At 71.4% G+C, this 13,665-nt stretch carries 18 protein-coding genes and 1 tRNA gene; 17 read left to right on the top strand and 2 right to left on the bottom strand.

What is annotated here, in order from left to right; translation table 11 throughout:
• Positions 1-392 precede the first annotated feature (392 nt).
• The 6 genes from ABT171_RS31475 to ABT171_RS31450 all read left to right on the top strand — a co-directional run bounded on the left by ABT171_RS31475 (position 393) and on the right by ABT171_RS31450 (position 3,747).
• Positions 393-995: an HhH-GPD-type base excision DNA repair protein gene (locus tag ABT171_RS31475; RefSeq protein WP_351249790.1), complete on the top strand. Its 603-nt coding sequence runs from the start codon at positions 393-395 to the stop codon at positions 993-995.
• A gap of 96 nt (positions 996-1,091) precedes the next feature.
• Complete coding sequence (locus tag ABT171_RS31470; protein WP_351249788.1) at positions 1,092-1,769, top strand: HdeD family acid-resistance protein; 678 nt, start codon at positions 1,092-1,094, stop codon at positions 1,767-1,769.
• Positions 1,770-1,942: 173 nt separating this feature from the next.
• Positions 1,943-2,272 (top strand): hypothetical protein, encoded by a 330-nt coding sequence (locus tag ABT171_RS31465; protein ID WP_351249786.1) that lies wholly within the window; start codon positions 1,943-1,945, stop codon positions 2,270-2,272.
• A gap of 53 nt (positions 2,273-2,325) precedes the next feature.
• Entirely contained in the window at positions 2,326-2,448 is a 123-nt protein-coding gene (locus tag ABT171_RS31460) for a hypothetical protein (RefSeq protein WP_351249784.1), read from the top strand.
• A 265-nt stretch (positions 2,449-2,713) separates the two neighbouring features.
• A complete protein-coding gene (locus ABT171_RS31455) occupies positions 2,714-3,010 on the top strand; it encodes a type II toxin-antitoxin system VapB family antitoxin (RefSeq protein WP_004943146.1) in 297 nt (98 codons plus the stop codon).
• A 104-nt stretch (positions 3,011-3,114) separates the two neighbouring features.
• A complete protein-coding gene (locus ABT171_RS31450) occupies positions 3,115-3,747 on the top strand; it encodes a LytR C-terminal domain-containing protein (RefSeq protein WP_351249782.1) in 633 nt (210 codons plus the stop codon).
• 84 nt (positions 3,748-3,831) lie between these two features.
• Here the strand turns inward: ABT171_RS31450 and upp are convergent, their stop codons facing one another.
• A complete protein-coding gene (upp, locus tag ABT171_RS31445) occupies positions 3,832-4,467 on the bottom strand; it encodes a uracil phosphoribosyltransferase (RefSeq protein WP_208033093.1) in 636 nt (211 codons plus the stop codon).
• Positions 4,468-4,572: 105 nt separating this feature from the next.
• On the opposite strand from upp, the gene ABT171_RS31440 reads away from it, so the two are divergent.
• From ABT171_RS31440 to ABT171_RS31400, 9 genes are all read left to right on the top strand, one after another.
• Positions 4,573-4,779 carry a hypothetical protein gene (locus ABT171_RS31440; protein ID WP_351249889.1) on the top strand — a complete coding sequence of 69 codons (207 nt, stop codon included), beginning with the start codon at positions 4,573-4,575 and terminating at the stop codon, positions 4,777-4,779.
• 287 nt (positions 4,780-5,066) lie between these two features.
• The gene (locus tag ABT171_RS31435) at positions 5,067-5,606 is read left to right on the top strand and encodes a tRNA adenosine deaminase-associated protein (protein ID WP_351249888.1); all 540 of its coding nucleotides are present in this window, start codon (positions 5,067-5,069) and stop codon (positions 5,604-5,606) included.
• Positions 5,607-5,665: 59 nt separating this feature from the next.
• On the top strand, positions 5,666-6,097 hold the full coding sequence (gene tadA, locus ABT171_RS31430; protein WP_351249780.1) for a tRNA adenosine(34) deaminase TadA: 432 nt from the start codon (positions 5,666-5,668) through the stop codon (positions 6,095-6,097).
• Between the two features lie 57 nt (positions 6,098-6,154).
• Positions 6,155-6,239 (top strand) — tRNA-Ser (locus ABT171_RS31425).
• A 184-nt stretch (positions 6,240-6,423) separates the two neighbouring features.
• Entirely contained in the window at positions 6,424-6,603 is a 180-nt protein-coding gene (locus ABT171_RS31420) for a hypothetical protein (protein WP_351249778.1), read from the top strand.
• A 10-nt stretch (positions 6,604-6,613) separates the two neighbouring features.
• The gene (locus ABT171_RS31415) at positions 6,614-6,907 is read left to right on the top strand and encodes a Dabb family protein (protein ID WP_351249776.1); all 294 of its coding nucleotides are present in this window, start codon (positions 6,614-6,616) and stop codon (positions 6,905-6,907) included.
• Between the two features lie 131 nt (positions 6,908-7,038).
• A complete protein-coding gene (locus tag ABT171_RS31410; RefSeq protein ID WP_351249774.1) occupies positions 7,039-7,929 on the top strand; it encodes an RNA polymerase sigma factor SigF in 891 nt (296 codons plus the stop codon).
• 395 nt (positions 7,930-8,324) lie between these two features.
• Entirely contained in the window at positions 8,325-9,281 is a 957-nt protein-coding gene (locus ABT171_RS31405) for an RNA polymerase sigma factor SigF (RefSeq protein WP_351249772.1), read from the top strand.
• 74 nt (positions 9,282-9,355) lie between these two features.
• Positions 9,356-10,090: a hypothetical protein gene (locus ABT171_RS31400; RefSeq protein ID WP_351249770.1), complete on the top strand. Its 735-nt coding sequence runs from the start codon at positions 9,356-9,358 to the stop codon at positions 10,088-10,090.
• A 3-nt stretch (positions 10,091-10,093) separates the two neighbouring features.
• Here ABT171_RS31400 and ABT171_RS31395 read toward each other — a convergent pair whose 3' ends face one another.
• Positions 10,094-10,294, bottom strand: a complete 201-nt coding sequence (locus tag ABT171_RS31395; protein WP_351249768.1) for a hypothetical protein — start codon at positions 10,292-10,294, stop codon at positions 10,094-10,096.
• 205 nt (positions 10,295-10,499) lie between these two features.
• On the opposite strand from ABT171_RS31395, the gene ABT171_RS31390 reads away from it, so the two are divergent.
• Both ABT171_RS31390 and ABT171_RS31385 read left to right on the top strand, forming a co-directional pair.
• Positions 10,500-11,006: a MarR family winged helix-turn-helix transcriptional regulator gene (locus ABT171_RS31390; protein ID WP_351249766.1), complete on the top strand. Its 507-nt coding sequence runs from the start codon at positions 10,500-10,502 to the stop codon at positions 11,004-11,006.
• A gap of 85 nt (positions 11,007-11,091) precedes the next feature.
• Positions 11,092-13,587: an MFS transporter gene (locus ABT171_RS31385; RefSeq protein ID WP_503077281.1), complete on the top strand. Its 2,496-nt coding sequence runs from the start codon at positions 11,092-11,094 to the stop codon at positions 13,585-13,587.
• Positions 13,588-13,665 lie beyond the last annotated feature (78 nt).

The raw sequence follows: 13,665 nt of genomic DNA, 5'->3' as shown, positions 1-13,665 counted from the left end.
TTTTAGGTAAGCCTTGCCTAAGTTTCAGCGGTTGGGGGAATCGTACGCGAGACGCGGGCGCCCGAAAGCCGGGGGCGCACACGGCAGGCGTTCCCCGCCCCGCCCCCGCACCGCACCGCACCGCCGAGAAGGAAGGCCCCTTCGCAGACCCCTTCGGCCGAGCCGTCCACCTCGCCGACCTCAGCGCGGACCGCAATGCCGACACGCCCCCACGCGCCCGGCGAGAACACCGACCGCCTGGCGCCACTCACCCCCGGCTCGACCGGCAGACCGGTGACGAACGACTCGGCCGCCCCCTCCGCGCGAAGCGCCGGCATCACCCCTCGGCGCCGCCGCCCTCGGCCCGGTCCGGCCGGGCGGCGTGCGGATCCCGGGCGAGGGATGATCGACGCATGGACGTCACGCTGCACCTCGCCCAGGACCCCGAGGCCGACGCACTCCTCGGGCGCAGTCCGCTCGCCGCGCTGACCGGGATGCTGCTGGACCAGCAGATCCCGATGGAGTGGGCGTTCAAGGGCCCCCGGACCATCGCCGACCGGCTCGGCGCAGGCGCCGACGGGGACCTCGACGCCCACGACATCGCCGCGATGGACCCGGAGGCCTTCGCCGCGCTGCTGTCCGAGAAGCCGGCCGTGCACCGCTACCCCGGCTCGATGGCCAAGCGCATCCAGCAGCTGTGCCAGTACCTCGTCGGGCACTACGACGGGGACGCGGAGGCGGTCTGGCGGGACGCCGGCAGCGGCGCCGAGCTGCGGAAGCGGCTGGAGGCACTGCCGGGGTTCGGCAAGCAGAAGGCGCAGATCTTCCTCGCGCTGCTCGGCAAGCAGCTCGGGGTCACCCCGGAGGGCTGGCGGGAGGCGGCGGGCGCGTACGGCGAGGCCGAGTCCTTCCGCTCCGTCGCCGACATCACCGGGCCGGAGTCACTGGCGAAGGTCCGGGCGCACAAGCAGGAGATGAAGGCGGCGGCAAGGGCGGCGAAGGCCTCCGGCGCTTAGGGGCGTCCGGGACGCGCGAGCTCCCCGGGGCACGGGCATCACCCGGTCAGCCCCTCCCCGCTCGCTCCGCCCGCCCCGCCGGTCCCAGCATGAACCATGACCGAGGCACCCAACAGCGGCCCGGAGTGGGGCCGTGAGTACGACGACCAGCGCGCCCACGCGGCACAGCCGCCCGGCAGGCCGTACGCGCGGCACGAGCCCGAGCCGCCGTTCGAGGGTCCCCTGCACGCCCTGTCCCGGGCCGCCTGGCAGGTGGTCCTGGTCACCGGGATCGCCTCGCTGCTCCTCGGCATCCTCGTCCTGATCTGGCCCGGCGCCTCCCTGCTCGCCGCCGGCGTCCTCTTCGGCGTCTACCTGGTGATCAGCGGCGTCTTCCAGCTGGTCGCCGCGTTCGGCACGCACAAGACGACCTCGCTGCGCGTGCTGGCCTTCATCAGCGGCGCCCTGTCGATCCTGCTCGGCCTGTTCTGCTTCCGCGGGTCCATGCAGTCGATCCTGCTGCTCGCCCTGTGGATCGGCATCGGCTGGCTGTTCCGCGGGATCACCCACACGCTGGCCGCCCTGCAGGACTCCCGGATGCCCGCCCGGGGCCTGCAGATCTTCCTCGGGGTCATCACCTTCATCGCCGGGATCGTGCTGATCAACTCGCCATTCCGGTCGGTCGCCGTGCTGACCCTGGTCGGCGGCATCTGGCTGGTCGTCGTGGGGATCACCGAGATCGTCACCGCGTTCGGCATCCGGGGCCGGGCCAAGGCGGTCCCGCGGACGCTGTGACACCGGGCCCCGCGAACGCTGTGACACCGGCGGGCCCCGCGGACGGTGTGACACCGGTAGGCCCCGCGAACGCCACGACCCGGCGTCAACCACGCGCCCCGTTCCTACGCCGAGCGGGCGGATCTCGCGCCCCGCATGCTGCCTTCCGCCGCCCCCGGGGGGACACACCCGCCGTGAGCAGGACCGGGAACCGTCCCCGCAGCCGAACCTGGCTGCGGGTGCTCGTGCTGCTCCTCGCCCTGTGGGTGCCCGGCGTCCACGCGCAGGCCCAGGCGGCCCCCGCGCTGGGCGTGCCGGCCGAGACCTTCGAGCACGACGGCACCGATGTCCTCGACCCGCTCGTCCGGCCGCCCGCCCGTGTCGTCCACCGGGCCGACGTACCCGAGCGCCCGGCGCCCCTCGCCGACCCGGCGCCCGCCCGGCCGGCGGCCCCGAGGTGCCCCGCCGCGCCCCGGGTGCCGTACGCCCCGTCCCTGCTGCGCACGGTGGTCCTGCGCTGCTGACAGACCCGCGTCCCCCGCGACAGGTCTTTCGGCTCGACGCAAGGAGCACAGCCATGCCCATGGATCCCTACGCCGCCCTGCGCGCCCTGCTGCGCGCGGAGGCCAGACGCGCGACGGCGCCCAGACCGGAGCAGAAGGAGGAGCCGCAGCGGCCGCCCGGGCGACAGGACCGCTGAACCGGTGCCGGCGGGGGCGGCCACCACCGCCGCCTCCGCCGGTCCGTGCCGGATGTCCTCGACCGAACGCCCTCGCCCCAACGACCTCGGCCCAACACCCTCGGCCGAAGACCCTCGGCCGAACGGAGGAATTCCGCCGAGTCGTTGCTCCGGCACCCCCCAGCGGACGATAGCGACCCATATGACCGTTTCGCGGCATCTTTTCAGGCGGCACACTCCGCCGCCATGGCTGCGCCCGGAACGTCTTGACCGGTAGGCTTTCCGTGTGATCTTCAAGCGCATCGGAAACGGCCGGCCGTACCCCGACCACGGCCGGGAAAGCACCCGGCAGTGGGCGGACGTCGCGCCGCGCCCGGTCCGCCTCGATCAGCTCGTGACCACCAAGCAGCAGCTCGACCTGGAGACCCTGCTCGCGGAGGACTCGACGTTCTACGGCGACCTCTTCGCGCACGTCGTGAAGTGGCAGGGCGACCTCTACCTGGAGGACGGGCTGCACCGCGCGGTCCGCGCCGCCCTCCAGCAGCGCCAGGTGCTGCACGCCCGCGTGCTCGAACTCGACTGACCCGGCGTGACACGGCCGTTGGCCTTGACCCTTTCGGGTTCCGCTGAGCGGCATCTACTGATCATCTAATAGGCATCACCGCCCAGGCGCACTACGCTGCGCCCATGAGCATGCTGACTCCCCCGGGCATGGGCGGCCAGTACCGGATCACGGGGGACAAATACCCTCGGATGCGTCCGCCGCGCCGACACGTCAGGCTCGTGGCCGCCGTGGTGGCGTCCGCCGCCGTGCTCGGCCTGCTCGGCTGGGGCACCCTGCAGCTCATCGACGTCTTCACCGGCGGCAAGAAGGACACGGCGGCCGCCGCCAGGACCGAGTGCCGGACCACGGCCGCACCGGCGGCCCGGGTCAGGGCCCTGCCCAAGCCCGGCGACATCACCGTGAACGTCTACAACGCCACCCGGCGCACCGGGCTCGCCAAGGACACCGCGGACGCGCTGAGGAAACGCGGCTTCAAGATCGGCGACGTGGGCAACGCGGCCAAGGAGTTCGACAAGAAGGTCAAGAGCACCGGGATGCTCCTCGGCCCGCCCGACGCCCGGAACTCCTCGCTGGCGGTGCTCGCGGCACAGGTCTCCGGCGCCGAACAGCGCACCACCGCCGGCCGCAAGGGCGCCGCCGTGGACCTGGTCATCGGCGACGCCTTCAAGGGCCTGGCCGCACCCGCGGCGGCGGACCGGGCACTGGCGGCCCTGACGGCTCCGAAGCCGACGGCACCCGCGAAGAAGAGCTGCTGACAGGGAACCCGGGCGCGCGGGCAACCGCGCGATCAGCCTCGGCGTACCCCGCAGTCGCCGGACAGCCGGCGGGCCCCTGTTCGGCTATTCAGCCGCGCCGTAGAGCCGGTCCCCCGCATCGCCCAGCCCCGGCACGATGTACCCCAGCTCGTTGAGGTGATCGTCCACCGCCGCGGTCACCACCGTCACGGGCGTCCCGGCCAGCTCCCGCTCCATGACCTCGACGCCCTCCGGCGCCGCCAGCAGAACGACGGCGGTCACGTCGTCCGCACCCCGCTTGATCAGCTCCTGGATCGCCGCGACCAGCGTGCCGCCGGTGGCCAGCATCGGATCCAGGACGTACACCTGGCGTCCCGAGAGGTCCTCCGGCATGCGCGAGGCGTACGTGGAGGCCTGCAGCGTCTCCTCGTTGCGGATCATGCCCAGGAAGCCCACCTCGGCGGTCGGCAGCAGCCGGACCATGCCGTCGAGCATGCCGAGGCCGGCGCGCAGGATCGGCACGACCAGCGGGCGCGGGCGGGCGAGCTTGACGCCGGTGGTCTGCGCGACCGGCGTCCGGATGTCGACGGCCTCGGTGCGCACGTCCCGCGTGGCCTCGTAGGCGAGCAGGGTGACCAGCTCGTCGGCCAGCCGGCGGAAGGTCGCGGAGTCGGTGCGCTGGTCGCGCAGCGTGGTGAGCTTGTGGGCGACCAGGGGGTGGTCGACGACGTGGAGACGCATGCCCCTAACGGTACCCGCGCCCGGCACCCCGCCGACGCTGGCATTGGACCCGCCGTCCGAGGGAAAGTGGGAGGGACGGACCGGGGGTGGTGTGACGTGCCTGACCTGCCTGAGCTGCCCGACGACGCGGGCCGCGATCCCGAGACAGCCGAGCCTCCGGCGCCCGAGACGGACGCCGAGCGGCGCCGCCGCCGCGCCCAGTTCCTGCGCGACCTCGCCGAGGCCCGCGCCCTGCGCGCCCGGGTCCAGCCGCGACGCGCCAAGGCCGCACGGCTGCGCCACGCCATGCGCATGCGGACGTTCCGCTGGTAGGGAGGACCCTTGTGAGCGCTGTGATCACGACACCATAGGGAAGGTTCCGGGTGCGGAAGTTGCGCGCGCGCCACGGCGTTTGCGTGGTGGGCGTGCGTGAGCGCCTGGAAAAGCCGCGTACGATCCGCAGGTGGCGGCAACACACAGGGAGCCGAAGACGTCCCCTGGCAGCCTTGTTTCTGCCACGATTCCGAGTGGGTGGGGCTCGGAGCCCAGCTCTCTCCGCCCAAGTACCTCCGCCGGGGGGACCCCCAACCGGCACGCCTATGACCAGTGGGAGAGTCACGGTGTACTTCGCCGCACTGCTCGCGCGCACCGAAGACGGGTGGGAAGCGAGCGACACAGAGCTCGACGATGTGGAGACCCTGTCGGATCTGGCCGACCTGGCCCGGGAAGCCTCTCCCGACGAGGACACGGTGCTCGTCCTGATCGAGCAGGAGGACGCCTGGTTCGGCGTCGTCCGCGTGGACGGTGAGGACGATCCTCGCATCTACGTCTCGGACGCCGCCGCCGCCCAGCGCAGCGCGTACGGCGAGCTGCTGCTCACCGACGAGCTGCTCGGCCGGGAACCGGGTGCCGACGCCGGCCCCGACCTGGACGCCCTGGACCTGGACGGCACGGAGGACGGCGAGTCCGAGTCCGAGCCCGACGAGGACGACGGGACGGGCGGCGCCGACGCGGTGCCGCACAGCCCGGTGGGCGACAGCCGGATCCTCGACGACCTGGGCATCACCGAGAAGGAACTGCGCGCCCTGGACGCCGACGACGCGCTCAGCTCCATCGCCGAGGCCCTGGGCGCCTCGGAGGTGCTGGAGACCGTCCGCTGACCGCGGCACAGGACACCCAGGGCCCCGCGGACCCGGTACGCGACCGCTGGCGGGCCGCGATGCGGCTCGCCCTGGACGAGGCCGAACGGGCCGTCGGGGGCGGTGACGTCCCCGTCGGCGCCGTCGTGCTGTCCCCGGACGGTACGACGGTGCTCGCCACGGGGCACAACGAGCGCGAGGCCACCGGCGATCCCACGGCCCATGCCGAGGTCCTCGCGATCCGGCGGGCCGCCGCCCGGCTCGGCGAGTGGCGGCTGGCCGACTGCACCCTCGTGGTCACCCTGGAGCCGTGCACGATGTGCGCGGGCGCGATCGTCCAGTCCCGGATCGACCGGGTCGTCTACGGCGCCCGGGACGACAAGGCGGGCGCGGCGGGTTCGCTCTGGGACGTGATCCGCGACCGGCGGCTCAATCACCGTCCGGAAGTCGTCGAGGGCGTTCTCGCCGCGGAGTGCGCGCGGCTTCTCACCGAGTTCTTCCGGGACCGGTGACGGCGCCGCCGAATTCCGATTTCAAACCATGCCCCACCTTGCTGTAGGGTCTCCCTCGGTAGCGTGTCCGAGCGGCCGAAGGAGCTCGCCTCGAAAGCGAGTGTGGCGCAAGTCACCGAGGGTTCAAATCCCTCCGCTACCGCTCGAAGAGGGCCCCGTCGAAAGACGGGGCCCTTCTCGTCGTAAGGGGTCTTTGAGCACAGGGCGGGGCAAATGACCCCGGGCCGCGGGCCGTTGGTACCCAAAAGGGGCGTGAAGGTTACACTCGCGGCCGGCAGAGGGGCCCGCAGGGGCGCAGGCGCAGGCACAGCACAGGGGAGGCCGCGGTGGCGGTGAACGCCAAGAAGATCGCCGTATACGTGCTCGTGGTCTTCGCGCTGTATGTGATCATCACGGACCCGCCCAGGGCGGCCCACTACGTCCAGATAGTCTTCGAGGGCATATCGGACGCGGCCAAGGCCATCGGCGACTTCATGACGTGGGTCGCCAACGGAGGAAAGAGCTGAGGTACACCCCATGATCCGCCACCTGGTCCTCTTCAGGCTCAACGAGGGCGTCGAGCGCGACGATCCGCGGGTCGTCCAGGGGGTGCAGGCCTTCCGCGAGCTCGGCGACCGGATCGAGGAGCTGCGCTTCTGGGAGTGCGGCTGGAACATCAGCGACCGGCCGATCGCCTACGACTTCGCGATCAACTCGGCGGTCGAGGACACCGACGCCCTCAAGCGCTACCTGGAGCACCCGGCCCATCAGGCGGGCGTCACGCTGTGGCGCGAGTTCGCCACGTGGGTGATCGCCGACTACGAATTCTGAGTCCCCCGCGCCAAGAGCCCCCCGCCGGAATGGCGGGGGGCTTTCCTGTGTTTACGCCCCAACTTGTCATTGTTTGACCACAACACGGCGTTATGAGGTGCTTGCACACAGTGCACATCTCTTGTGATGCTATGACCACTTTTGACGGATGGTTGATCGATGAAGAGGTGGCGTTGACCGTGTCGGCCAGTACTGCGCCGCCCCAGGAGGAGGCGGCAGCCCCCGCCTGCGAACCCGCTCCCGCGGCCCCGGAGAAGCGGCGCGGCGCCGACACCCGAGCCCTCACCCAGGTGCTCTTCGCCGAGCTCAAGCAGCTCACACCGGGTACGCCGGAGCACAATCGCGTACGGGGCACACTGATCGAGGCGAACCTCCCGCTCGTGCGCTACGCGGCCGCCCGCTTCCGCTCCCGCAACGAGCCCATGGAGGACGTGATCCAGGTCGGCACCATCGGCCTGATCAACGCCATCGACCGCTTCGACCCGGACCGTGGCGTGCAGTTCCCGACCTTCGCGATGCCGACCGTGGTCGGCGAGATCAAGCGCTACTTCCGGGACAACGTCCGCACGGTCCACGTACCGCGCCGGCTGCACGAGCTGTGGGTGCAGGTCAACAGCGCCACCGAGGACCTCACCACCCTCTACGGCCGCTCGCCGAGCACCGCCGAGATCGCCGAACGGCTGCGGATCACCGAGGACGAGGTGCTGGGCTGCATCGAGGCGGGGCGCTCGTACCACGCCACCTCGCTGGAGGCGGCGCAGGAGGGCGACGGACTGCCCGGCCTGCTGGACCGGATCGGCTACGAGGACCCGGCCCTGGACGGCGTGGAACACCGCGACCTGGTCCGGCATCTGCTCGTCCAACTCCCCGAACGCGAACAGAGAATCCTTCTTCTGCGCTACTACAGCAATCTCACCCAGTCACAGATCAGCGCGGAACTCGGCGTCTCCCAGATGCATGTCTCCCGGCTCCTCGCCCGCAGCTTCCAGCGACTGCGCTCCGCGAATCGCATCGACGCATAGGCCATCGCCGCATAGGCCGTCGGCGCATAGAACACCGCCGCACAGGACATCGACGCACAGGACGCGGAGAAGGATTCGCGGGGAAGCACAGCGGGCGCACGGAAGCACAGTCGCGAACACCCCCTGCATCGCAAACCCGCTCGATCCATCACCGCGGCGAGCGAATCGCTCACCAGCGCAGATGCCGACAGTTGGCACCCGAAAAGGCGTCAGACCCCTTCTCTCCAGGGTCGATTCGTCTCTCACATGTCGACATGTCACTACAGCGCGTTGCCGACATGTGACATTCTGCGGGAGACGCGTTTGCCGGGCCTTCGGCTCCGGTATTCAGGTGAAGGCTGCGTTGCCCCGAAGACAGCGCCGCCACGACCGTCCCGCGACCCAAAGGGGGTGGCATGTCCGCAGACCAGGGCAGCTCGAAGGTGCTGACGCCCGCGAAAAGCGAGGCTGCGCCCAAGGAGCTCGACGCTTTCGACGTCCTCGACGGCATCGAGGGCGTCACGGCCCTCGATGCCGTGCCGGCCCCGCCCGCCCAGGCGGCCGCCGACCTCCCGGCGCCCGCCGATCTCCCGGCCCCGCCGGCCTCGGGGGACATCGACACCCGCACCCTGTCCCGCTCCCTGTTCCTGCGGCTCGCCGCACTCGACGAGGAGAGCCCCGAGCGGGCCTACGTCCGGGACACCCTGATCGAGCTCAACCTGCCGCTGGTCCGCTACGCGGCCGCGCGCTTCCGCTCCCGCAACGAACCGATGGAGGACATCGTCCAGGTCGGCACCATCGGCCTGATCAAGGCGATCGACCGGTTCGACTGCGAGCGGGGCGTGGAGTTCCCGACCTTCGCGATGCCGACGGTGGTCGGTGAGATCAAGCGGTTCTTCCGGGACACCTCCTGGTCGGTCCGCGTCCCGCGCCGCCTGCAGGAGCTGCGCCTGGCCCTGACCAAGGCCAGCGACGAGCTGTCCCAGAAGCTGGACCGCTCCCCGACCGTGACGGAGCTGGCCGCGGTGCTCGGCGTCTCCGAGGAGGACGTGGTCGACGGCCTCGCGGTCGGCAACGCCTACACCGCCTCCTCGCTGGACTCCCCCGCCCCCGAGGACGACGGCGGCGAGGGCTCCCTGGCCGACCGGCTCGGTTACGAGGACGCGGCCCTGGAGGGCGTGGAGTACCGCGAGTCCCTCAAGCCCCTGCTGGCCAAGCTGCCGCCCCGGGAACGCCGGATCATCATGCTGCGCTTCTTCGCCAACATGACCCAGTCGCAGATCGGCGAGGAGGTCGGCATCTCCCAGATGCACGTCTCCCGCCTGCTGACCCGGACGCTGGCCCAGCTGCGGGACGGCCTGATCTCGGACTGAGCCTTCAGTTCTGACAGCCCGTCAGACACACTGGCCCGATGCTGCGAACGACAGGGTCGGGCAGGGCGACGGGGATGGCATGGACACGTGGCCGCCGAGGCGCCGTTACGGCAGCGTCGGCGGCCGTCGTCGTCCTGGGCGGGGTACTGCTGGCCGCATGCGGGGGCCACGGCCCGGGCGGCGGCTATGTCGCGGTCGGCTCGGCGGGCGGTCCGGGGGCGCAGAGCACAGCGAGCACACCGACGGGCTCGGTGTCACTCGTACCGCTGGGCGGCAGCCGGGGCACCATGGGCGTCGACCCGCCCACCACGAGGCCCGGTTCAGCACAGCCGAGCAGGGGACCGACCGCCCCCGGCAGCCCGGGGCAGCCCACGCCGACGCCGGAGGCTCCGGACCCTTCCGGCGGTACGGGCGGCGACGGACACGGCGGCGCGGGCGGCCGTACGGCAGCGCCTCCCGCCGCCTCAGCCACCCCGGCCCCCGGCCGTGGCACGCCTGCCGCGCCCGCCGACCTCTCCTGGGGGAAGCCGGCGATCGACGCGGCGGACCAGCGCTGGTGCCAGAAGGTGACCGTCACGTTCCGCAACTCCGGTGGCACCGCGGTGCGTTCGGGCTCGGTGCGGTTCGGCACGCACATCATCGGCGCGCTCGGCGTCGACTGGGCGACGGTGACCTCGGCGGTGGACCTCCCGGCGCCGATCGCTCCGGGGACGCACAAGGATCACACCTGGACGGTGTGCGTCGACGCCTGGCGCGTACCGCTCGGTATGCACATCGAGACGCGGGACGTCTCGGTGGAGTGGAAGTGACGCCTACTTCAGCGCCAGCCAGGCGACGCCGGCCACCACGGCCAGGGCCACGATGACACCGATGATCACGCCGACGCGAGGGCCGCCGGAGGAGGCGGTCGCCTGCGCCTGGCGTCCCTGGGGAGCCTCGTCGACGAACGCGCGGAACATCTGGGTGCTGCCGGCGGGGTCGTAATTGCCCTGGGGGCCCTGGGTGTTAGCCATGGCCCGAGACACTAGCGAATCCACGTGACCGACCCAAGTGCGGGGCCACCGGGACAGACAGGGGCAGCTCACCCGCACCCATCTGCACATTTACGCTTGCAATACTTGCCTTTGCCAAGTTTTTGCACCACCCCCCACCCATTTGTTTGCCTTCAGCAACCAAACATGGCTATGGTTGCCCCAAGCAACGAATACGGGAGGTGTGATGGCCGAGCAGGCGCAGTTCGCAGAGCTGGCGCGTCAGCTCAGTGCCGTCGGAGCCGTGAAACGGGACATGGGGCGGATCCTGCCGCCCGACTGCCCGGCCGGCTCGGCCGCCGTGCTGACCCTGCTCGGCCGCCACGGAGACATGCGCATGAGCAAGCTCGCGGAGCTGCTCGCCGTGGACATGTCGGTCACCAGCCGGCATGTCGCGCACGTCGCCGCGCGCGGCTGGATCGAGCGGCACCCGGACCCGGCGGACAAGCGCTCGCGCATCCTGCGCCTGACGTCCGCCGGCCTGGAGCAGCTCGACGAGCTGTCCCGGCGGACCACGCGTCTGCTCGCCGAGCGGCTCGCCGACTGGACCGACGACGAGGTGGCGCAGCTGATCCGGCTGATGTCCCGCCTGCGCGAGTCCTTCGGCGACTGCCGGTCCACCGCGTTCCGGCTCCCGGCCCCCGTGGCCGCTCCCGTAGCCGAAGAGACCACCCGTACACCCGCAAGCACGTAAGAAAAGGAAGCCCATGGCAACGACCACACCAGCCGGTGTGCGGGCTCACGCCAAGCACGGGGGAGGCTCCCACGGCGACGCCCCGATGACGCACCGGCAGATCATGGAGGCCCTGTCCGGGCTGCTGCTCGGCATGTTCGTGGCGATCCTGTCGTCCACGATCGTCTCCAACGCCCTGCCGCACATCATCGGGGACCTCGGCGGCGGCCAGTCCGCCTACACCTGGGTGGTCACCGCCGCCCTGCTGTCGATGACCGCGGCCACTCCCCTGTGGGGCAAGCTCGCCGACCTGTACAGCAAGAAGGCCCTCGTCCAGATAGCCCTGGTCATCTATGTGGTCGCCTCGATGGCGGCCGGTCTGTCGCAGAACCCCGGCATGCTCATCACGTTCCGGGTGTTCCAGGGCATCGGCGTCGGCGGTCTGTCCGCCCTGGCGCAGATCGTCATGGCGGCGATGATCTCCCCGCGGGAGCGCGGCCGGTACTCCGGCTACCTCGGCGCCACCTTCGCCGTCGCCACCGTCGGCGGCCCGCTGCTCGGCGGTGTCATCACCGACACCTCCTGGCTGGGCTGGCGCTGGTGCTTCTACGTCGGTGTCCCCTTCGCGATCATCGCGCTGATCGTGCTGCAGAAGACCCTGCACCTGCCCGTGGTCAAGCGGGAGGTCAAGGTCGACTGGGCCGGCGCGTTCGTCATCTCCGCCGCCGTCTCCCTGCTGCTGATCTGGGTCACCTTCGCCGGTGACAAGTACGACTGGCTGTCCTGGCAGACGTACACGATGGTCGCCGGTTCGATCGTCCTCGGCGCGGTCTTCGTGCTCATCGAGTCCAGGGCCAGCGAGCCGATCATCCCGCTGCGCCTGTTCAGGAACCGCACCATCACCCTCGCGTCGCTCGCCTCGCTGTTCGTCGGTGTCGCGATGTTCACCGGCACGGTGTTCTTCAGCCAGTACTTCCAGCTGGCCCGCGACAAGTCGCCGACGATGTCGGGCGTCATGACCATCCCGATGATCGGCGGTCTGTTCGTCTCCTCGACCGTCTCGGGGCAGTTCATCACCCGCACCGGCCGCTGGAAGGCATGGCTGGTCAGCGGTGGCGTGCTGGTGACGGCCGGTCTGGTGCTGCTCGGCGGCATCCGGTACGACACCGACTACTGGAAGATGGCCGTCTTCATGGCGCTGCTGGGCCTCGGCATCGGCATGATGATGCAGAACCTGGTGCTCGCCACGCAGAACCAGGTGGCGCCCTCGGACCTCGGCTCGGCCAGCTCCACGGTCACCTTCTTCCGCTCCCTCGGCGGTGCGGTCGGCGTCTCCGCGCTGGGCGCGGTGATGTCCCGCCGGATCACCCACTACGTCCAGGACGGCGTCGCCGCCCTGAGCCCCAAGTACCAGGCGGCCCTGGCCGGCAGCTCCGGCTCGACCGACAGCATCCCGGACATGGACAAGCTCCCGGCGCCCATCCGGACGCTGCTGGAGAGCGCCTACGGCCACGGCATCGCCGACGTCTTCTTCATCGCCGGCTGCCTCGCCGCCGCCGCCTTCCTGATCACCCTGTTCATCAAGGAGGTCCCGCTGAAGACCAAGGGCGCGCTCGCGCAGGCCGCCGAGGGCGAGGCCCCCGTCGCCGCCCCGGCCGCCGCCTCCGCCGACACCGCGCTGGAGAACGCCGTGGAGAACGCCGCGCAGGAAACCGCCCAGGAGAAGGTGCCCAGCTGGGCGGAGCCCGTCGTCGCGGCGGACCGCTTCCAGGAGACGCCGGCCACCGCGGCCACCCGGCAGCCGACCGCCGTCGCCACGGTCGCCGAGCCCGGCACCGGGGGCGGCACCCCGGTGCACGGCTTCGTCCGCGGCGCCGAGAGCGCCCCGGTCCCGGGGGCGGCGGTCACCCTGATCTCGCTGTCCGGCCGCCAGCTGGGCCGCGCGGTCGCCCACGCCGACGGCGGCTACGCGGTCGACGCCCCGGGCACGGGTTCGTACGTCCTGATCGCCTCCGCCGACGGCTACCAGCCGCAGGCCTCCACCATCGTGGTGGGCGAGGAGCCGCTGCCGTACGACATCCTGCTCAGCGGCACGAGCGGGCTGACCGGTGTGGTCCGGGCCGCCGGGAGCGCGCTGCCGGTCAAGGACGCCATGGTGATCGTCACCGACGTGCGCGGTGATCTGCTGGCCACGGCCGCCACCGGCGAGCGGGGCGACTTCGCCTTCACCGACCTGGTGCCGGGCACGGTGACCATGGCGGTCAACGCGAGCGGATTCCGTCCGCGGGCCGTGCCCGTCGAGATCGGCGCCACCGGCGTGACCCGGATCGAGGTCGACCTGGACGCGGGCGCCCTGCTCCAGGGTGTCGTCAAGGCCCCGCACGGTCCGCTGGCCGACGCCCGCGTGACGCTCGTCGACCAGGCGGGCAACGTGGTCGGCACCGCCACCACCGGTGCGGACGGCGCGTACGCCTTCACCGACCTGGACAGCGGCGAGTACACCGTCATCGCGACGGGCTACCCGCCGGTGGCCACGGCCCTGACCGTCTCCGGCGCCGGAGTCGACGGCCACGACATCCAGCTCGCCCACCCCGGCGAGTAAGGCACCGCCGGGGGGTGGGGCACCGGACTGCCGGTTGGGCCGGGGGGGTGTGTAGGGGCCGATTGTAATTGATTTTTG

Source organism: Streptomyces sp. NPDC001851, from assembly GCF_040297165.1.
Lineage (GTDB): Bacteria > Actinomycetota > Actinomycetes > Streptomycetales > Streptomycetaceae > Streptomyces.
The sequence above is the reverse complement of the archived record's forward strand: the minus strand, read 5'-3'. Positions and strand labels throughout refer to the sequence as shown.